At 72.3% G+C, this 19,591-nt stretch carries 19 protein-coding genes; 5 read left to right on the top strand and 14 right to left on the bottom strand.

Annotated features, from left to right (window positions below):
- Positions 1-7 precede the first annotated feature (7 nt).
- Positions 8-211 carry a DUF1918 domain-containing protein gene (locus tag ACFY0F_RS18255; RefSeq protein ID WP_388794637.1) on the top strand — a complete coding sequence of 68 codons (204 nt, stop codon included), beginning with the start codon at positions 8-10 and terminating at the stop codon, positions 209-211.
- Position 212: 1 nt separating this feature from the next.
- On the opposite strand, the gene ACFY0F_RS18260 is transcribed toward ACFY0F_RS18255, so the two are convergent.
- A complete protein-coding gene (locus ACFY0F_RS18260) occupies positions 213-1,445 on the bottom strand; it encodes a glycoside hydrolase family 10 protein (RefSeq protein ID WP_388794639.1) in 1,233 nt (410 codons plus the stop codon).
- Positions 1,446-1,614: 169 nt separating this feature from the next.
- Between ACFY0F_RS18260 and ACFY0F_RS18265 the strand changes: the two genes are divergently transcribed.
- On the top strand, positions 1,615-2,475 hold the full coding sequence (locus tag ACFY0F_RS18265) for a 3-hydroxybutyryl-CoA dehydrogenase (RefSeq protein ID WP_388794642.1): 861 nt from the start codon (positions 1,615-1,617) through the stop codon (positions 2,473-2,475).
- A gap of 194 nt (positions 2,476-2,669) precedes the next feature.
- On the top strand, positions 2,670-2,927 hold the full coding sequence (locus tag ACFY0F_RS18270; RefSeq protein ID WP_388794645.1) for a hypothetical protein: 258 nt from the start codon (positions 2,670-2,672) through the stop codon (positions 2,925-2,927).
- A gap of 191 nt (positions 2,928-3,118) precedes the next feature.
- Here ACFY0F_RS18270 and ACFY0F_RS18275 read toward each other — a convergent pair whose 3' ends face one another.
- From ACFY0F_RS18275 to infC, 10 genes are all read right to left on the bottom strand, one after another.
- Entirely contained in the window at positions 3,119-3,655 is a 537-nt protein-coding gene (locus ACFY0F_RS18275; RefSeq protein ID WP_388794648.1) for an NUDIX hydrolase, read from the bottom strand.
- Between the two features lie 57 nt (positions 3,656-3,712).
- Positions 3,713-5,053, bottom strand: coding sequence for a transcriptional regulator (locus tag ACFY0F_RS18280; protein WP_388794651.1), 1,341 nt, complete (start codon positions 5,051-5,053; stop codon positions 3,713-3,715).
- A 174-nt stretch (positions 5,054-5,227) separates the two neighbouring features.
- Positions 5,228-6,310, bottom strand: coding sequence for a PP2C family protein-serine/threonine phosphatase (locus tag ACFY0F_RS18285; RefSeq protein ID WP_388794654.1), 1,083 nt, complete (start codon positions 6,308-6,310; stop codon positions 5,228-5,230).
- 170 nt (positions 6,311-6,480) lie between these two features.
- Positions 6,481-8,994 carry a phenylalanine--tRNA ligase subunit beta gene (pheT, locus tag ACFY0F_RS18290; protein ID WP_388794657.1) on the bottom strand — a complete coding sequence of 838 codons (2,514 nt, stop codon included), beginning with the start codon at positions 8,992-8,994 and terminating at the stop codon, positions 6,481-6,483.
- Positions 8,994-10,115, bottom strand: a complete 1,122-nt coding sequence (gene pheS, locus ACFY0F_RS18295) for a phenylalanine--tRNA ligase subunit alpha (protein ID WP_388794660.1) — start codon at positions 10,113-10,115, stop codon at positions 8,994-8,996. The genes pheT and pheS overlap by 1 nt, the downstream gene beginning before the upstream one ends.
- A 158-nt stretch (positions 10,116-10,273) precedes the next feature.
- Positions 10,274-11,413 carry an ATP-binding protein gene (locus tag ACFY0F_RS18300; protein ID WP_388794663.1) on the bottom strand — a complete coding sequence of 380 codons (1,140 nt, stop codon included), beginning with the start codon at positions 11,411-11,413 and terminating at the stop codon, positions 10,274-10,276.
- A gap of 50 nt (positions 11,414-11,463) precedes the next feature.
- Positions 11,464-12,324 (bottom strand): TrmH family RNA methyltransferase, encoded by an 861-nt coding sequence (locus ACFY0F_RS18305; protein ID WP_388794666.1) that lies wholly within the window; start codon positions 12,322-12,324, stop codon positions 11,464-11,466.
- 232 nt (positions 12,325-12,556) lie between these two features.
- Complete coding sequence (rplT, locus tag ACFY0F_RS18310) at positions 12,557-12,940, bottom strand: 50S ribosomal protein L20 (RefSeq protein ID WP_006141703.1); 384 nt, start codon at positions 12,938-12,940, stop codon at positions 12,557-12,559.
- Between the two features lie 98 nt (positions 12,941-13,038).
- Positions 13,039-13,233, bottom strand: coding sequence for a 50S ribosomal protein L35 (gene rpmI, locus ACFY0F_RS18315; protein WP_004933563.1), 195 nt, complete (start codon positions 13,231-13,233; stop codon positions 13,039-13,041).
- Positions 13,234-13,344: 111 nt separating this feature from the next.
- Positions 13,345-14,001: a translation initiation factor IF-3 gene (infC, locus tag ACFY0F_RS18320; protein ID WP_093748663.1), complete on the bottom strand. Its 657-nt coding sequence runs from the start codon at positions 13,999-14,001 to the stop codon at positions 13,345-13,347.
- Between the two features lie 382 nt (positions 14,002-14,383).
- On the opposite strand from infC, the gene ACFY0F_RS18325 reads away from it, so the two are divergent.
- Positions 14,384-14,752 (top strand): DUF1844 domain-containing protein, encoded by a 369-nt coding sequence (locus ACFY0F_RS18325; protein ID WP_388794669.1) that lies wholly within the window; start codon positions 14,384-14,386, stop codon positions 14,750-14,752.
- 22 nt (positions 14,753-14,774) lie between these two features.
- Here the strand turns inward: ACFY0F_RS18325 and ACFY0F_RS18330 are convergent, their stop codons facing one another.
- A complete protein-coding gene (locus ACFY0F_RS18330; RefSeq protein ID WP_388794673.1) occupies positions 14,775-15,506 on the bottom strand; it encodes an SseB family protein in 732 nt (243 codons plus the stop codon).
- Positions 15,507-15,656: 150 nt separating this feature from the next.
- On the opposite strand from ACFY0F_RS18330, the gene ACFY0F_RS18335 reads away from it, so the two are divergent.
- Positions 15,657-16,637, top strand: coding sequence for a serine hydrolase (locus tag ACFY0F_RS18335; protein ID WP_388794676.1), 981 nt, complete (start codon positions 15,657-15,659; stop codon positions 16,635-16,637).
- 15 nt (positions 16,638-16,652) lie between these two features.
- On the opposite strand, the gene mycP is transcribed toward ACFY0F_RS18335, so the two are convergent.
- Both mycP and ACFY0F_RS18345 read right to left on the bottom strand, forming a co-directional pair.
- Positions 16,653-17,837: a type VII secretion-associated serine protease mycosin gene (mycP, locus tag ACFY0F_RS18340; protein ID WP_388794679.1), complete on the bottom strand. Its 1,185-nt coding sequence runs from the start codon at positions 17,835-17,837 to the stop codon at positions 16,653-16,655.
- Entirely contained in the window at positions 17,834-19,144 is a 1,311-nt protein-coding gene (locus tag ACFY0F_RS18345) for a hypothetical protein (protein WP_388794682.1), read from the bottom strand. Before ACFY0F_RS18345 ends, mycP begins: the two co-directional genes overlap by 4 nt.
- Between the last annotated feature and the right edge of the window lie 447 nt (positions 19,145-19,591).

Genomic DNA, 19,591 nt, shown 5'->3' on the forward strand with positions numbered 1-19,591 from the left:
CCCGCAGATGCACGCATCCGTGGGCGACCAGCTTGTCCAGCACGGCAGGGTGGTCGGCCAGCACGACCAGGTCACGGTAGTCGTCGAAGTGATGGGTACGGAGGGCACCCCGCCGTACCGCGTCCGCTTCCCGGACGGCCGCGAGGCCGTGATGTCCCCCGGCCCCGACTGCGAGGTCCGGCACCGGGAACCGGAACACCGGACACAGTAGATCAGCGGGGTGGCTTCGCCGGCTGCCCGTAGTGGTCGGCGACCACCCGCGCCATCGCCCCGATCGGGTCCTTCGCCATGTCCTGTGCGGCGAAGAAGACGTGTCCGCGCACCTGCGGGTACCGCGCGGCCAGAGTGAGGTGCCGGGAGAGCTCGACCGGATCCTGCCAGGCCGCGGGCTGGGCGGCGGCGCCCGCCTTGTACAGCGCCTCGCCGATGTGCAGGCGCGTTTTCGTGCCGTGGGCGACCTCCGCCCACCAGGCCACGAGCGTGGCGTAGTCGGCGGCGGCGAAGCCGATGTGCCAGTACACCTGCGGCACGATGTAGTCGATCCAGTTCTCGCGGACCCACTTGCGGGTGTCCGCGTGCAGATCGTCGTACGTCTGGACACCGGCCCGGGTGTCCGAGCCCCGCTCGTCGGTCGTGGCGTTGCGCCATACGCCGAACGGGCTGATCCCGAACCGGGTGCCGGGCCGGACCTTCTTGATCCGGGCCGCGGTCTCGCGCACCAGCCGGTCGATGTTGTCACGGCGCCAGGCGGCCCGGCTGTCGAAGTCACCGCCGTACGCGTCGTACGCGGTGTCGTCGTCGAAGGTCTGCCCGGCGACCGGGTACGGATAGAAGTAGTCGTCGAAATGGACCGCGTCGACCGGGTACGTGGCGACCGCGTCGAGCATGGCGTCCTCGACGAAGGACCGGACCTCGGGCAGGCCCGGGTTGTAGTAGAGCTTGCCGCCGTACGGCACGACCCAGTCCGGGTGCTTGCGGGCGGGGTGCGAGGCGGCGAGCCGCGTCGGGTCGGCGTGGAGCGCGACCCGGTAGGGATTGAACCAGGCGTGCAGTTCCAGGCCCCGCGCGTGCGCCTCGGTGACGGCGGTGCCCAGCGGGTCCCAGCCGGGGGTCCTGCCCTGGGTGCCGGTCAGCACCTGCGACCACGGCTCGTACGGCGAGGGCCACAGGGCGTCCGCGGTGGGCCGCACCTGGAAGACCACGGTGTTGAGCCGGTCGCGGACGGCGCGGTCGAGGAGGGCGGTCAGCTCCGCGCGCTGTTCGGCTGCCGTGAGGCCGGGACGCGAGGGCCAGTCCCGGTTGTCGACCGTCGCCAGCCACACGCCCCGCATCTCGGTGGCCGCCCGCGGGCGGCGCGGCCCCGCCGACGCGCCCTGCGTCATCGCCAGTGTCGACAGCGCCGCGAGGGCGAACGCACGCCGCGAGACCCGCCTCGTGGACCCCATGGGCACACCCCATACGCTCAGGATCCGCCCGGTCACGGATCGTCTCGGGGCAAAGGATGCCCCTCCCCGGACGATCGATCATCGATACTTGGGAGTAACGTGCTCGATCGGAGCAGGGGCACAACCCGGAGCGCCTGCCGTCCGGTCGTTGATCAGCGAAGGGGACGATGTGACCGACATCGAGCGGGTCGGAGTCGTGGGCTGCGGCCAGATGGGAGCGGGCATCGCCGAGGTGTGCGCCCGCGCCGGGCTGGACGTGAAGGTCGCCGAGACCACCGGCGAAGCCCTGGAGATAGGCCGTACCCGGCTGTTCAACTCCCTGGCCAAGGCAGCCGAGCGCGGCAAGATCACCGAGGAGGAGCGGGACTCCACCCTGGAGCGGCTGAGCTTCACCACCGACCTCGGCGAGTTCGCCGACCGCGACCTGGTGATCGAGGCGGTCGTCGAGAACGAGCAGGTGAAGACCGAGATCTTCCAGGTGCTCGACCAGGTGGTGACCCGGCCGGACGCGATCCTCGCGTCCAACACCTCCTCCATCCCGCTGGTGAAGCTCGCGGTGGCCACCTCGCGCCCCGACCACGTCATCGGCATCCACTTCTTCAACCCGGCCCCCGTGCAGCGGCTCGTCGAGCTGATCCCGGCGCTCACCACCTCGGAGGGCACGCTCGGCCGCGCCCAGCTCTTCGCCGAGAAGCTGCTCGGCAAGCACGCCATCCGCGCCCAGGACCGCTCCGGGTTCGTGGTCAACGCGCTGCTGGTGCCCTACCTGCTGTCCGCCATCCGCATGTTCGAGTCCGGCATCGCCAGCCGCGAGGACATCGACAACGGCATGGAGATGGGCTGCGCCCACCCGATGGGTCCGCTGAAGCTGTCCGACCTGATCGGCCTGGACACCATCGTGTCCATCGCCAACTCGATGTACGCCGAGTACAAGGAGCCGCTGTACGCCGCTCCCCCGCTGCTCCAGCGGATGGTGGAGGCGGGCCGGCTGGGCCGGAAGGCCGGATCCGGCTTCTACACGTACGGCTGATCACAGGCTGCCACGCTCCGCTGTGCCCGGCACCCGCTCGGTGCCGGGCACACGTGTTTCACTCCCCGTGTGCGCCCCGGGCACGCATATGCCCGTCGCACACTCTCCCCACGCGTCCACCAGGCGAGTTCACTCATCATGCGCATGCTGGGATGCGAAAACCACCACGTTCGACTACGGAAGGGAGTGGACCCGTGACCGTCGATCCTGAGCATCCCGTGGTCCATGGAGAACTCGCGGAGTTACGTCGCCGCCTCGACATGGCGTACGCCCGCGTCGAGGGCGGGCTGGCGCTGCTCAGCCACCGCACCGAGGAGACCGCCAAGGAAGTCGACGAGCTGAACACCCGCGTGATCTCGCTGGAACACGCACGCTGGCCACTGCCCTCGCTCGCCGCGCTCACCGCACTGGGAGCGCTCGTGGTGACGGTCTGGCAGGCGCTGGCCCACTAGAGCCTGTCCGGCGGACCAGGCCGCAGACGCGGGGCTTGGCACGCCCTCCCCCACTCTCGGCTCCGCTCGAGCGGGGGGACCCGCATCGCGTCGACGCCCCCCTCCGCCTTGCAGCCGGACGCACCAAGCCCCGCTCACCGGCGTCGATGAGTCACCGCTGGTTTGCTGCGACCTGATCCGACGGACAGGCCCTAGTCATCGGCGAGCCTGAGGTGATGCAGCAGTAGTAACGCGGCCGCCATGTTGGCGGCCGGGACCTCCCCGCGGGCGACCATGTCGGGAACGAGTTTGAGGGGGACCCATTCCCGGCGGTCCGACTCGAAGTCGTCCACCGGGTGTCCGACGTACTCGCCCTCGTCGGCCCAGTAGATGTGATGCCGGGCGTCCGTGAGGCCGTTGGACGGCTCCACGCTCATCAGATGGCGCAGAGGCCCCGGCCGCCAGCCGGTCTCCTCCTCGAGTTCCCTGGCGGCCGCGCACGCGATGTCCTCGCCGTCCTCGACGACCCCCGCGGCCAGTTCCCACCCCCAGCTGTCCGTGATGAAGCGGTGCCGCCACAGCAGCAGCACCTCGTTGGCCTCGTTGACCACGGTGGCCACGGCCACCGGACGCAGCCGTATCAGGAAGTGGTCGAGGTGCCGGCCGTCCGGCAGCTCGACGTCTGCGAGATTGACGCTGAACCAGCGGTTCGCGTAGACAGTTTGTTCGTTCTGTTTCGTCCACTGCACGGTTCTGCCACCTTCCGTCGAGTAAGTGGCAATATCGCAGCAGCGTCTCTGGTGGACCTACAGGGGAACGCGCAGTGCCCCGTCGATGAGTTCGGCGGCCTCGGCAGTGCCCGCGCAGCCACTGCGCACGAGGTGTTCGCGTACCGTGCGCAGTCTGTCCCGCAGTCTCTGGGACTCCATGCCCCTGGCCTGTTCGGCCATCTGCACCGCCGTAACCACCGCCTTGTCCGCGTTGCCCTGGCGGAGTTCGATGGTGCTGAGCATGGCGAGCCGGTGCACCCGGCCCCGGTCGTGGGCCGGATTGTCCACGGCGGCGGCCGCGTGCTCCTGGGCGGCCGCGAGTTCCCCGAGGCTGAGCAGCGCCTCCGCCACCTGGACGTTGACCAGGCCCGGCTGGACATAGCCGGTCTCGTCGGGTTCGTGCCCGCGCCGGATGCGGTCGGCGGCCGTCTCCGCCCGCCGGATGCAGGACAGGGCGCTCGTGCCGTCGCCGAGGTGGGCGTACGCCTTGGCCTGCATCGCGTACAGGTCGGAGGCGAGGGCGGGGGTGATGTGCCGGCCGGCGGCGCGCAGCGCCGCCTCCGCGAAGGCGACGGCCTGCCGGTACTCCCGCATGAACAGCGCCTGGTTGACCAGGAGCGCGATCACGTAGGCGCCAAGTCCCCGGTCCCCGCTGGCCTTGGCCAGCCTGAGGGCCTGGTGGAAGTAGCGCTGGGCCAGGCCGTGCGCGTCGGAGTCGTAGGCGCAGATGCCGGCGATCGCCACCAGCCCGCCGGTGGCCCGGTGCAGTTGGCGGCCGGTGGCATCCGTGTAGCTGCCACGCAGCAGCGGGGCCGCCTCCGCGTTGAGGAAGCCGACGATACGGGTGCGGGTCGCGATGCCGCCTGCCTTGCGGTACAGCTGCTCGTAGTGGGTGCGGGCGGCACGCAGCATCTCGATGTCGGCCGAGGTGACCCGGTGCCGGCCGCCTCGGGAGACGTCCACGTCCTCCGGCGGGTTCTCCCACTCCCACACCGGCATCACGGCGGGTGTTCCGGTGACCGCGGGGGCACCGAGGAGGTGGGGCCGCTGCTGTTCGTCGGAGCGCCACAGGGCGGTGGCGCGTTCGACGAAGCCGGAGAGCGAGGTGCCGTGCGGGACGCTCGGCTCGCCGGGCACACCGAGGCCGATGTCGTCGAGGGTGACCGGCCGTTGCAGCCGGGCGGCGAGCACCTCGCAGATCAGGTCGGGCACCTGGCCGCGTGGCCGCTGTCCCTTCAACCACCGCGCGACGGCGGTGTGTTCGTACCGGAGCGCGAGACCGCGCGCCCGGCCCGCCTGGTTGACGTGGGCGGCGAGACCGGCGTGCGAGATCCCGGCCTCGTCGAGGATCGCGTCCAGCAGAGTGTTGGGCTGCATCAAGGCCCCCCGGGTGGCTCGGTGGGCGCCACCTTCGCCAGAGTAGCGGGTGCGTCTTCACACGGGGTGTGAACGGAGTACGCGAATCCGCACGGTGCGCGCGCTGTCGCGCAGAGTCGTCGGCCGATTGACTTGATTGCCTCGCAAGAGGCCGGCCGGGCCACCGGCTCCCCCTCATACAGCGGTGGCCTGGCCGTCGGCGCCGGCCCTTGCGGCCCAGAGGTGGGGGTCGCGGTCGTTGCGCAGCACGAGCAGGGCGACGTCGTCGGCCGGGGTGCCGCCGGTGTGGCGGAGCAGGGCCGTGAAGACCCTGCGCAGGATGGCCTGCGGCGTGACGGAGTGGGCGTGCAGGGCCTCGCTCAGCGCCGTCGGCAGCGAGAAGAAGCGGCCCCGCGCGTCACGGGCGTCCTCCGCGCCGTCCGTGTAGAGCACCAGGGTCTCGCCGGGCGGCAGTTGTCCGCACTCCAGGACCGGCAGGTCGGGCGGGAGCGGGAAGGGGCCGAGCGGCGGGAGGGGGTCGGCCCCCGTCAGGGGCTCGGCCCGGGCGCCGCTGAGCAGGTACGGCCAGGGATGGCCGCAGTTGAGTGCGTGCACCTCGCCGCCCCGGTCGATCTCCAGGAGCAGTACGGTGACGAATTCCTCGGCGACGGGGGTGTCGGGTTCCTGCCCGCTCGCGGGATGCTCGGCGCGGGCCCGCTCCCTCAGGTGCCGGGCCAGGGCGCGGTCCAGGCGCCGCAGCACGCGGTCCAGTCCGGGCTCGTCGTGCGCGGCCTCGCGGAAGCTGCCGAGGACCGCGGCCGCGGTGCCGATGGCGGACAGTCCGTGACCGCGCACGTCGCCCATCACCACCCGGACGCCGTGTTCGGTGGCCACCGCCTCGTACAGGTCGCCGCCGATGGCCGCTCCGCGGTCGGCGGACAGTTGGGCGGCGGCGATGCTCAGACCGTCCAGGCGCGGGGGCGGGGGCCGCAGCAACACGCTCTGCGCGGCGCCCGCCGCTCGGCGGGCCTGCCGCAGCTCACCCAGCAGGGTCCGGCCGAGATGGGCCACCAGGCCGGTGCCGACCGTGAAGAACACGGCGCTGGTGGCGAGCCTGGCGGCGAGCCCGTCCTGCCGGGCGAGCGGACAGGCCAGTTTGTAGAGGACCGCCATGACGCCCCAGGCGAGCGGCAGTCCCAGCGCGCGGCACAGCGGCCGCCGGTCGGGCCTGCGGGCGGACCACCCTCGGGTCGGTCCCCGAGCGTTGATACGGATCATGCCGATGGCCCCCCATACAGGCTCTGGCAGAGCAGACGGACCGACCCCGAAAGGCCGGTCCGATTCTGTCCACGGCATGCCCCCGAAGGGGATGGATCACCCGAAGTTCTCACCCTAATGAGTGAAAGTTCAACGGATCCGTGCATTTATGCAGGTGGCAGCTGTCCTCGCTAGCTCCGCAGCACCGCGCCCGTACGCTCGCCCGCGAGGGCCACCGCCGCGTCACGGGCCGCGGAGGCCTCGTCGACGGTCAGCGTGCGGTCGCTCGCGCGGAAGCGCAGCGCGTACGCCAGGGACTTCTTGCCCTCGCCCAGCTGGTCGGCGTTCTCGTAGACGTCGAACAGGCGGATGGACTCCAGGAGCTCACCGGCGCCCTCGCGCAGCGCGGCCTCGACGTCCGCGTGCGGGACGGGCCGGTCGACCACGAGGGCGACGTCCTGCGTGGCGACCGGGAAGGCGGAGATCCGCGGCGCCTGCGGGGCGCCGTCGCCGGCCGCTTCCAGGGCGTCCAGGTCGAGCTCCATGGCGGAGCTGCGCTCGGGCAGGCCGAGGGCCTTCAGCACCCGCGGGTGCAGCTCACCCGCGTGGCCCACGATCTGCTCGGTGCCGTCCGCCACGACCGCGAGCTCGGCGCAGCGGCCCGGGTGCCACGGGCCGTACTGTCCCTTGCGGACGATCAGGTCGGCACCGGCTTCACGGGCGACGGCGCGGGCGGCCTCGATCGCGTCGGCCCAGTCCGTGGGACGGCCCTTGCCCCACCAGCCGGCCTGCTCGCGGGCCCCGGTGAGGACGACGGCCACGTGCCGCGGCTGCTCGGGCAGCGCGGCGTCGAGCTGCGCGAGCTCCTCGTCGGTGGGGCGCCGGTCGACGGGCAGGTGTCCGGCGACTCGCTGCTCGGCACGCGGCCGGAAGACCAGGCCCGTCTCGAACAGCGCCAGGTCGTGCGAGCCCCTGCCGTCGTTGCGCCGCAGGGCGCCCAGCAGGCCCGGAAGCAGCGTCGTACGGAGCGCGGGCTCCTCGTCGCTGAGCGGGTTGACCAGCTTGACCACGCGGCGGGCGGGGTCGTGGGCGTCCAGGCCGAGCTGGTCGAAGACGTGCTCGGCGACGAAGGGGTAGTTGGGCGCCTCGACGTAGCCGACACCGGCCAGCGCCCGGCCGACCCGGCGGTGCAGCCGCTGGCGGTACGTGAGGCCGCGGCCCGAGGGAGGCTTGGGCAGTGTGGAGGGCAGGTTCTCGTAGCCCTCCAGCCGGATGACCTCTTCGGCCAGGTCGTTGGGCTCGGCGAGGTCGGGCCGCCAGGACGGGACGGTGACGATCAGCTCGTCCTGCCCGTAGACGTCGCAGCCGACCTCCTGCAGACGGCGCACGACCGTCTCACGGCCGTAGTCGACGCCCGCGACCTTGTCCGGGTGGTTCGCCGGGAGGGTGATGGTGTGCGGCGCGGACGGCGCGATGATCTCGGTGACGCCCGCCTCGGCCGTGCCGCCCGCGAGCAGCACCAGCAGGTCCACCGTGCGCTGGGCGGCGGCGGCCGCGGCCAGCGGGTCGACGCCGCGCTCGAAGCGACGGGAGGCCTCCGACAGCAGCTTGTGGCGGCGGGCCGTGCGCGCGATCGCCACGGCGTTGAAGTGGGCGGCCTCGATGACCACGTCGGTCGAGGCGTTCTCGAGATCCTCGTGGTCGGCGATCTCGGTGTTGGCGCCGCCCATGACGCCGGCCAGGCCGATCGGGCCGCGCTCGTCGGTGATGACCAGGTCCTCGGCGTGCAGCTTGCGCTCGACGCCGTCGAGGGTGACGAGCTTCTCGCCCTCCTCGGCCCGGCGCACCCCGATCGTGCCCTGGATCAGCTTCCGGTCGTAGGCGTGCAGGGGCTGGCCCAGCTCCATCATCACGTAGTTGGTGACGTCGACGGCGAGCGAGATCGGGCGCATGCCGACCTTCTGCAGACGGCGCTGCAGCCAGATCGGGGAGCGTGCCTCGGGGCTCAGGCCGGTGACCGTGCGGGCCGTGAAGCGGTCGCAGCCCATCGGGTCGGAGACCTGGACGGGGTGGCCGAAGGCGTTCGGGGCCGGTACGTCGATCAGCGCCGGGTCGCGCAGCGGCAGCCGGTAGGCGATGGCGGTCTCGCGGGCGACACCGCGGATGGACAGGCAGTCGCCGCGGTTGGCGGTGACGGCGATGTCCAGGACCTCGTCGACCAGCTCCAGCAGCTCGATGGCGTCCTTGCCGACCTCGGTCTCCGGCGGCAGCACGATGATGCCGTGGGTGCCGTCGTCGCCCATGCCCAGCTCGTCGCTGGAGCAGATCATGCCGTGGGACGTCTTGCCGTAGGTCTTGCGGGCGGAGATGGAGAAGCCGCCGGGCAGCGTGGCACCGGGGAGGACCACCACGACCTTGTCGCCGACCGCGAAGTTGCGGGCGCCGCAGACGATCTCCTGGGGCTCACCGGTGCCGTTGGCCTGGCCGACGTCGACGGTGCAGAAGCGGATCGGCTTCTTGAAGCCCTCCAGCTCCTCGATGGTCAGCACCTGGCCGACGACCAGCGGGCCCTTGAGGTCGGCGCCGAGCTGCTCGACGGTCTCCACCTCCAGGCCTGCCGAAATGAGCTTGGCCTGGACGTCACGGCCGGTCTCGGTGGCCGGCAGGTCGACGTACTCCCGCAGCCAAGAAAGCGGGACCCGCATCAGATCTCCATCCCGAACGGCCGGGTGAACCGGACGTCACCCTCGACCATGTCTCGCATGTCCTCGACGTTGTGGCGGAACATCAGCATCCGCTCGATGCCGAACCCGAAGGCGAAGCCGCTGTACTTCTCCGGGTCGACGCCGCAGGCGGTGAGCACCCGCGGGTTGACCATGCCGCAGCCGCCCAGCTCGATCCAGCCCTCGCTGGAGCAGGTGCGGCAGGGCCGGTCGGGGTTGCCGACGGACTCGCCCTTGCAGACGTAGCAGAGCATGTCCATCTCGGCGCTCGGCTCGGTGAACGGGAAGAAGTTCGGCCGCAGCCGGGTCTTCATGCCCTCGCCGAACAGCGACTGCACCATGTGGTCCAGGGTGCCCTTGAGGTCGGCCATGGTCAGGCCCTCGTCCACGGCGAGCAGCTCGACCTGGTGGAAGACGGGGGTGTGGGTCGCGTCCAGCTCGTCGGTGCGGTAGACGCGGCCGGGGCAGATCACGTAGACCGGCAGGTCCCGCTGCAGCAGCGAGCGGATCTGCACGGGCGAGGTGTGGGTGCGCAGCACGACGCCGGAGTCGGCGCCGCCGTCCTCGCCCCGCACGAAGAAGGTGTCGGCCTCACCGCGGGCCGGGTGGTCCGGGCCGATGTTGAGGGCGTCGAAGTTGAACCACTCGGCCTCGACCTGCGGGCCCTCGGCGACCTCGTAGCCCATGGCCACGAAGATGTCCTCGATGCGCTCCGACAGGGTGGTCAGCGGATGGCGGGCGCCGGCCGGGACACGGTCGTACGGCAGGGTGACGTCGACGTCCTCCTCGACCAGCACCCGGGCGTCACGCTCGGCCTCCAGCTCGGTCTGGCGGGCGGCCAGGGCCTTGTTGACGGCGCCGCGGGCCATGCCGACCCGCTTGCCGGCATCGGCCTTGGCGTGCGGGGGCAGGGCGCCGATCTCGCGGTTGGCGAGGGCCAGCGGGGAGGCGGGGCCGGTGTGCGCGACCTTGGCCTCGTGGAGCGCGTCGAGGGAGTCCGCGGCGGCGAAGGCGGCGAGCGCCTCGTCCCGCATGCGCTCGATCTCTTCCGGTTTCAACGCCTCGACCTCTACAGGGTCGTACGACTTATTCGGTGCCGACATCTCTTCCCGTGCTTCCGATTGGCTGGCTGGAGTGCCCCGTCTTCGAGCCGGGGACGACCCGGAGATGATCCGGAGACGATCCGTCCCTGGTTATGGACGCAAAGGTGCCAATGGCCGAGTCTAACGGGGCTGAAGGTTGCGATTGCGCCCGCGGCGGCTCAGGCCAGGTAGGCCGGCACGCTCACGGGCAACGTAAATCGGAACTCGGCGCCGCCGCCGGGGGCGCGGCCGACCGTGATGGTGCCGCCGTGGGCCTCGACGATGCCCTTGACGATGTAGAGCCCCAGGCCGGTGCCGCCGCGCTTGCTGCCCCGCCAGAAGCGGGTGAAGACGCGGTTCATGGACTCCTCCGGGATGCCTGGCCCCTCGTCGCTCACCGTGACCGACGTGCCGGTTTCCTCGCCCTCACGCGGGGACGCCGAGGGCGTGATGTCAATGGTGACGGTTCCCTCGCCGTGCCGCACGGCATTTTCGATGAGGTTGCTGAGCACCTGGTCGACCTTGTCGGGGTCGGCCCACAGGGCGGGCAGCGGCTGCTCGATGCGGAGCAGGAAGCGGTCGGCGGGCTGTCCGGCGGCCACGTAGGCCTGGATGTGCCGTCCGACGGCGGCGCCTATGTCCACGGGCTGGCGGCGCACCTCCAGGCGTCCGGAGTCGATCCGGGAGATGTCCAGCAGTTCCGCGATGAGCCGGGTGACCCGGTCGGCGTCCGCGTCGACGGTCTCCAGCATGAGCCGCTTCTGGTCGTCGGTGAACCGCTCCCACTTGGCGAGCAGGGTGGCGGTGAAGCCCTTGACGGAGGTGAGCGGGGAGCGCAGCTCGTGGGCGACGGTGGCGATCAGCTCGGCGTGACTGCGTTCGGTGCGGCGGCGGGCCTCGGTGTCGCGCAGGGTGACGACGACGCGGCGGACGGGCCCGGTGGGTTCCTCGCGGACGTAGCGGGCCGACACGAGGACTTCCCGGCCGCCGGGCAGCAGCAGGTTGCGCTCGGGCTGCCGCACCCGGATGGCGAGCCCGCCGTACGGGTCGGTGAGCTGCCACCAGCGCCGCCCCTCGAGGTCCTCCAGCGGCAGGGCCCGCTCCAGGTGCCGGCCGAGGGCGTCGGCGGCGCGGATCGCGGTGATGCGTTCGGCGGCGGCGTTGAAGCAGACGACCCGGCCGTCCTCGTCGGCGATCACGAGGCCGTCGGGCAGGTCGTCGGGATCGATGCCGGACTCGGTGGGGTCGCCGGGCCGGGACGCGGGTGTGCGTCGCACGCCCCGCCCTCCCTGCGCCGTGCTGGTGCCGACGACACTCATCCCCGTACCCCACCTCTCGAACGGCGCAGGGCCCCGAGCTGGTCACCCTACTAGCTGTGGGTGACGGAACGGCACCCTCCGGAGGCGCGCTGTGCACGGGCTGACGCATAGAGACATACGGCGGCGGCCGTGGCGAGGTTCAGACTCTCGGCCTTTCCGTGGATCGGAACGCGCACCACGGCGTCCGCGAGCGCGCGGGTCTCCTCCGGGAGCCCCCAGGCCTCGTTGCCGAACACCCATGCGGTGGGGTCGCCCATGGTGCCCCGGTCGAGTTCGTCGTCGAGGTCGCGGTCACCGGCGCCGTCGGCGGCGAGGATGCGTACGCCGGCGCCCTTGAGCCCTTGCACCGCGCGCTCGACGGGCACTCCGACGGCCACGGGCAGGTGGAACAGCGAGCCCACGGAGGCGCGGACGGCCTTCGGGTTGTACAGGTCGACGGAGGCGTCGGTGAGGATCACGGCCTCGGCGCCGGCCGCGTCGGCGCACCGGAGTACGGTCCCGGCGTTCCCCGGGTCGCGCACATGGGCGAGCACGGCGACGAGTTTGGGCGCGGCGGCGAGGACGTCCTCGAAGGGTGTGTCCAGGAACCGGCAGACACCGACCAGTCCCTGCGGGGTGACCGTGGTGGAGATGTCGGCGATGACCTCTTCGGAGGCGAGGTGGACGCGGGCCCCGGCGTCCCGGGCCGCCCCGACGATGTCGGCGTACCGCTCCGCGGCCTCGACCGTGGCGAACAGCTCGACCAGTGTGGGGGTGCCGTCCACGTGATGCCCGGCGGCCTCCCTGACGGCCTGCGGCCCCTCCGCGAGGAACAACCGGTCCTTCCCCCGGAAGTTCCGCTTCCCCAGCCGCCGCGCGGCGGCCACACGGGCGGAACGGGGGGAGATCAGCTCGGGGGTGGCGGGGGACATGGGTTCACCTTCGGATGTTCACGGGTACTGATCTACGGCGCGGTGAGACCGACGGCACCGCGGCCGGCCCAGGGGCGCGGGGCTGTGTCGATTTGCGGCTCCGCCGCGTGGGCGCGACCAGCCACGATGCTCCCGCAGCCGAACGACGACCAAGGGGCCCCAACATGCAGGACCCGCAAGCCATGAAGCCTGCGGGTCCTTCAGTGCGCGCCGGCCGAAAGCCGGCGCAGCGTCACGCGGCCTTCGGCGCGTTGACGTCCGAGGGCAGCGCCTTCTGCGCGACCTCGACGAGCGCGGCGAACGCGTTCGCGTCGTTGACCGCCAGCTCGGCCAGGATCTTGCGGTCGACCTCGACGTTCGCGGCCTTCAGACCCTGGATGAAGCGGTTGTAGGTGATGCCGTTGGCGCGGGCAGCGGCGTTGATGCGCTGGATCCACAGCTGACGGAAGTCGCCCTTGCGCTTCTTGCGGTCGTTGTAGTTGTAGACCAGCGAGTGGGTGACCTGCTCCTTGGCCTTGCGGTACAGGCGCGAACGCTGACCGCGGTAGCCGGAGGCCTGCTCGAGGATCGCCCGGCGCTTCTTGTGGGCGTTGACTGCCCGCTTGACGCGTGCCACTTGTTAACTCCTTGTAGCGGGGCCGTGGGTGTCCTCACACGGCCCGGAAACGATTCGGTCCCGGTCCAGACGTACGGCGCTCGGACGGCGCCGCCGCGTCACTTGCCGAGAAGCTTCTTGATCTTCGCGGCGTCGCCCGGGGCCATCTCGGCGTTGCCGGTGAGGCGACGCGTCACACGGGACGACTTGTGCTCGAGCAGGTGGCGCTTGCCGGCGCGCTCACGGAGCACCTTGCCGGAGCCGGTGACCTTGAAGCGCTTGCTGGCACCGCTGTGCGACTTGTTCTTCGGCATAGCGCCGTTCTCTCCTCGTCGGTGGCGCTCCGGTGCCCGGTCGGGAAAACCGGGCACGGTGGAGCGTCGGACTTGTTTCGGTTACATCCTGGGGACTCGCGTCCCCCGGGATCACGCCTCGGCGGAAGCCTCGGCAGGGGCCTCGGTCTCCACGGCGTTCTCGGTTTCCGCGGCGTTCTGCGACTTGCCGGGGTTCGCCTTCGCTTCGGCCTTGCGGGCTTCCTGCGCCTGGCGGGCCTCGGCCATCGCCTCGGTCTTCTTCTTGTGCGGACCGAGGACCATGATCATGTTGCGGCCGTCCTGCTTCGGGTTCGACTCGACGAACCCGAGGTCCTGGACATCCTCCGCGAGACGCTGCAGCAGTCGGTAGCCCAGCTCGGGACGGGACTGCTCACGGCCACGGAACATGATCGTGATCTTGACCTTGTCGCCCTGCTTGAGGAACCGGACGACGTGACCCTTCTTGGTGTCATAGTCGTGCGGGTCGATCTTCGGCCGGAGCTTCATCTCCTTGATGACCGTGTGCGCCTGGTTCTTGCGCGCCTCACGGGCCTTCATGGCCGACTCGTACTTGAACTTCCCGTAGTCCATGAGCTTGCACACGGGCGGACGGGCGTTCGCCGCGACCTCGACCAGGTCCAGGTCGTACTCCTGCGCAAGCTCCAGTGCCTTGGCCAGCGGGACGATGCCCACCTGCTCGCCACTGGGACCGACAAGTCGCACCTCGGGAACGCGAATCCGGTCGTTGATGCGGGGCTCGGCGCTGATGGATCCTCCTCGGTAGCACCACGCGACGGTCTGGCGGACAGCCGCGTAACGTCTGTATTCGTAAGACCTAACCGCGCCGAAGCACAAAAAATGCCCCGGACGATCACAGGCGGGGCTCCAATGACTGCCGGAGCACCGCCGCGGTGAACGCGGGGCGCGCTTTCGGGCGACTCCATCGTCCGTACGGAACGATGGCGGCCGCCTGACCGGGTGACCCGCCATCCTGGGGACGGTCGGGTGGGAGCTCGGAGCCTCCACTTGTGGGCCGGACATGACGATGGTGACATGACGATGTCCAGCCGGTCGTTACACAAGGTTAGCAGCAAGGTTCGGGAAAGGGCCAATCGGAAGGCACGGACGGGTACCGCCTATCGTGTGGGACATGAGTGAGACCTCCCCCTCCGGCACCGCCGGCCAGCCCGACTTCGACGAGATGACCCGCGACATCGCCGAGGTCCCCGCGGTCGAGGTGATCGTGACCGTCGCCGTCAACCTGATGAGCGCCGCGGCCGTGAAGCTCGGGCTGACCGAGGAGGGCGACAAGCACAAGGACCTGGACGAGGCCCGCAAGCTGGTGACCGCCCTCGCCGGTCTGCTGGACGCGAGCGCGACCGAGATCAGCTCCTTCCACGCGGCGCCGCTGCGCGACGGCCTGAAGTCGCTGCAGCTTGCGTTCCGCGAGGCGTCCCTCGTCCCGGACGAGCCGGGCCAGGGCCCCGGTGAGAAGTACACGGGGCCGGTCTATGGCTAGCGGGTAGTAAATTTACGACCCTTTAGCCACGTACGTACAAGGGCTCGCCCGGAGGCGTCGTCCCGGCCGGCAGCAGTGCCAGGTCGAGGCCGCGCACCAGGCGGGCCCTCAGTGTGTCGTCGGCGGCCAGGCGCTCGGCGACCGCACGGGCGGCCTGGTCGGGGGCGACGGCCGGGTCCAGGACCAGGGCGAGGGTGCCGTCCGCCCGGCCGGGACCGAGGTGGGCGCGGAGCACGGCGGGCTCGGCGGCGACGGCGGTGCGGACGGCCTCGACGACGGCCGGGTCCGCCAGCGGGTCGGTCGTCGTACGGCCCTCGGCGAGGGCGAGCAGCGCCGGCCCCGTCAGCTCGAACGGCACCGGACCGGACAGGTCCAGCACGATGGTGTCCGCCTTCTCGTGGGCGGCGGCCTGCAGGGCCTGGTGCAGGGGCACGGCGACGGGACGGGCCGCGGGGTCCCAGCGGGCCAGCGAGCCGGTGGACGTGAAGGCGGGCAGGGCGGTGCGGGAGCCGGCCTTCAGCGTCGGCACGGCCATGTCGCTGGTCTTCTCGCGGCGCAGCCCGTTCTCGTCCTCCTCGACCTCACCGAGCACGGCCACCACCGGAACCAGCAGCCGGGCGTCCTTGAGCGCCTCCAGGACGGGTGCGACGGCGGTACGGTCCTCGGCCCACGCGGCCAGCGCGGCGCTCAGCCGGGGCTCGGCTGAGCCGTCGTCGTCGGAGAAGCCGGGGTCGGGAATGTTCTTGTTCGCCACGGTCACCGACCCTATAGGGGGGATGCTGCTGGGGTTGTGCGGCCCCTGAAACCGGGCGTTCACCGCTTTCACAGGAATCTCGGCTTTCCCTGACGCGGTTCTAACTTCGGTCTAACGGGGTGCACAGTCGCCACCCCCAGCATCGCGGACATGGAGTCCTCCAGAGCCCGCCGCCGCCGGCGTGCGCGCCCGTCCCGGCGCCGTCCGCTCCTTGGCACCGCACTCGCCACCGTCGCCGTGGTCGGCGCCTCGGCCGCCGGAACCGCGTACGTGCAGGCGCGGGCGCACCCCGGCGCCGTATCCTCGGCGGCGTCGCCGTCGGCCTCCTCCTCGGCCTCGGCGGGCGGGGAGGCATCGGTGGAACCTGTGGCGGAGCCGTCGGCGGACCGGAACGCGACGCTGGCGAAGGCCATGGCGGCGGTCACCGTGCCGTCCGCCGCGAAGGTGTCGGCGGCCGTACTGGCCCTCGGCTCCGGTGAGAGCGCCATGTACGGCGACGCGGCCTTCGACACGGCGAGCATCGTCAAGGTCGACATCCTGGCGACGCTGCTGCTGCGGGCGCAGGACGCGGGCCGCCGTCTCACGGCGGCCGAGAAGGCGTATGCCACCAAGATGATCGAGAACAGCGACAACGCCTCCACGACCGCGCTGTGGCACGTCATCGGGAGGGCGGACGGGCTGGACGCGGCGAACGAGCGGTTCGGCCTCACCGGCACCACGGGCGGTGACGGTGAGCTGTGGGGGCTGACGCAGACCACGGCCGCGGACCAACTGGTCCTTCTCCAGCAGGTGTTCGGGGACGACTCGGAGCTGAGCGAGGCATCGCGGGAGTATGTGCGGGCTCTGATGAGGAACATCGAGCCGGACCAGCGGTGGGGTGTCTCGGCGGCGGCCGACGGCTCCGCGTGGGCGCTGAAGAACGGCTGGCTGCCCCGCAGCACGACCGGACTGTGGGTCGTCAACAGCATCGGGCGGGTGACGGTCGACGGCGACGACTATCTGGTCGCCGTGCTGTCGAACGGCAGCGTGAGTCAGGAGAGGGGAATCGCGCTGGTCGAGGCGGCGGCGAAGGCGGCGGTGTCGGCGTTCACCGGGAACGACGCCACGTCGACGGCCCGGGCCTCCCGGTAGCCATGGCGGACGGCCTCAGCGGCCGTCCGGCTCCTGCTCCCGGCGCCCCCGCCACAGGACGACCGCCGCCACCACGAGCACCCCGCCGGTGCTGCCGGCCAGGACCCCGGCCCAGCCCGACGAGCCGTCGGTGGCGTCGGCGGTGTCCGGGCCCGAACCGAAGTACTTCGCACCGTAGGCGGCCGACTGCAGGCCCTCCGGCTCGAGACGGTCGGCGGCCTTGATCGCGGCGGCGGGGTCGACCATGCCGAAGCCGCGGGAGTCGTCGCGGCCGCCGCTGGGCGCGTCCCGGGCGGTGTCCTCCAGCAGCTTCTTGATCTGGGCCGGGGTCAGGCCGGGGTGGGCGGCCTTGACCAGCGCGACGGCGCCGGAGACGAAGGCGGAGGCCGCGCTCGTCCCCCACCCCTCGTAGTACTTGTGGTCCGGGTCGGCGATGACCACGTCGTCGCCGGGGGCGCTCACGGTGGCGTACCAGCGGCGGGTGGAGAAGGAGGCGCGGGTGCCGTAACGGTCGACGGCGGTCGCGGCGATGACCCCGGGGTAGGCCGCCGGGTAGGAGATGTGGTCGCCCTTCCTGCCGCCGTTGCCGGCCGAGGCCACGACGACGACGCCCTTCCTGAGGGCGTACTGGACCGCCTCGTCCTCGCTGGGTTCGGGATGCGCGGAGGCGGAGTCGTCGCCGAGGGAGAGGTTGATGACGTCGGCGCCCTGGTCGGCGGCCCAGCGGATGCCTTCGGCGAGTGCGTTGCCGCGGGTGGAGCGGGCCTTGGCGCGGGCCGGGTCGTCGTCCTCCAGGATCACCCGGACGGGGAGGATCTTCGCCTCGGGGGCGATGCCCATGACGCCGTCGCCGTCTCCCGGTCCGTGTCCGTGGGCGGCGATGATGCCGGCCATCGCGGTGCCGTGGCGGGCCCATGGGCGGTCACCGCGCTGGGCGCCGAAGCCGATCATGTCCTTGCCGGGCAGGATGTTGCCGACCAGGTCGGGGTGGTCCTCCTCGACGCCGGTGTCCAGGACGGCCACGGTGACGCCCTTGCCCTTGGTGGTGCGCCAGGCCTCCTGGGTGTGCATCGCGGACAGGGCCCACTCCTGGGCGCGGATGCCGTCGGCGTACGCCGCGGTGGACGGCAGCAGGGCGAGTGGGCCGGCGAGCATGAGGCTCAGCGCCGCCCCGGTCGTACGGTTCACGCGGCGGTTCATGAGGGGGGCTCCGTGGGCGTGCTGACGGTTTGGCGCAGTCGCCGTGCGACGCGGTCGGCCAGACCCTGCGCCTCGTTCCCGAGGCCCGCCTGGGCGGGGGCCGAGGTGGCGCCGGAGCGCGTGGCCTCGGCCGCGGGCTGCGGGTCGTCGACGGTGCGGCCGTCGGCCCAGCCGGAGACGGCGTAGGCGACGACCGGGGCGTCGGTGAGGACGGAGACCGTCCAGGAGGCGCGCTGCCTGTCGCCGAAGCCCGCGGCCACGGTGCCCTTCGCCGCGTACGGGCGGGGTATGAGGTCGGCCCGGCCGGCCAGGCCCTCGCTCTGGAAGCGGCGGGCCAGGGAACTCATGGCGGCGGCGTCGGCCTTGGTGAAGAGCAGGCCGACGGTGGTGACGTAGCTCTGGGTGGCGTCCGTGTAGGTGGCGCGCAGCAGGCGACGGCAGCCGACGGGGGCCAGCGCCTTGGCGAGCAGCGGGTCGAAGGCGTTCGCGCAGCCGCTGTCCGGGGCGACGGCGATCCGGGTCCAGGCCCGGTCGGCGCCGCCGGGGCCCGCGCCGGTGCCCTCCAGGGTGGGCGGGAAGAGCTGGTCGACGGGCACGCTGTGCCAGAGGTCGGCGGCCGAGGCGTAGCCGTTCACGGCTCCGGTGCCGTCGTCGCCCCCGGTGAGCCAACTGCCGGTCACCGCGCCGCCGATGAGCCCGAGGCCCAGTACGGCACAGGCGGCGGCAAGGGCGGTACGGGACCGTACCCGGGCACCGAGCGGCCGGGGACGACCGCGCTCGTCGTACCCCTCGGCCTGGGCGAACGTCACGATGGGCGGGACGGCCGCGCTCCAGGAGAGGGCGGGGTCCGGGTTCACGGTGGGCGCGCTCGTCTCTCGGGGCGAGGGGGGCGCGGTCGTGCGCGTCGCGCCCATGGTGCCGGTGGCGGCCGGGCCGGGGGTTTCCCGCGTGACCTGGCGGGCCGTCTCACCGCTCCCCGGCAGCCGGCCCGTCGTCCGAGCGGGTCGCTCCGCGGGGGTCCCGGGACCGCGGCGGGGCACGGTGGGGCGGTGCCGGGGCGGGGGCGGTATGCGCTCCCCGTCGGGGCTGTCCGCGCGCTCGGTGCCCGGTTCGCGGCCGACGGTGGGCGGGGCGTCGGGGAAGCGGGCCGAGGCGGGCGGCGGCGGAGCCGTGGGGGCGGGGTTGCGGGCGGCGAAGGCGGGGCGGAGGTAAGGAAAGTCCGGGCGCGCGTCCTGGCCGCCCGGGCCTCGGCGGGGCGGGCTCGCGTCGTCCGCGTTCCGGGCCGGCGCACCGGAGCCCGGCCGCACCGGCGCTCCCGGCCGACGTGATCCGCCCGGGGCACCACCCGGCACCGTGCGCCCGCCCGCGGGGCCGTCCCCGGCCCCCGTACGGGAAACCCGGGGGGCGCCACCGGCCGCCGCACGCGAACCCGGTGACGTACTGCTCCTCGCCGGCCGTGCGCCCGAGGGCGTGTCTCCGTCCGCCCTGCGGGGTCCGGACGAGGCGTCACCGGCCGCGGCCCGCGCACCCGGGGAGCCCTCACCGGTGGTGGAACGTCCCTGCGGAGCAGTGTCACCGCCCCCCGGGCGCGAGGCCGAGGGTGTGCCGGCGCCCGCTCCGCGCGGCCGGGGCGGTGGGTCACCGGCCGTGGGCCGCGCACCCGAAGAGCCCTCACCTGCCGCCGACCGCGCCTGCGAAGGGGCGCCACCGCCCACCGGCCGAGCACCCGAGCTCGCGCCACCGCCCACCGGACG

Source organism: Streptomyces sp. NPDC001544, from assembly GCF_042894285.1.
Lineage (GTDB): Bacteria > Actinomycetota > Actinomycetes > Streptomycetales > Streptomycetaceae > Streptomyces.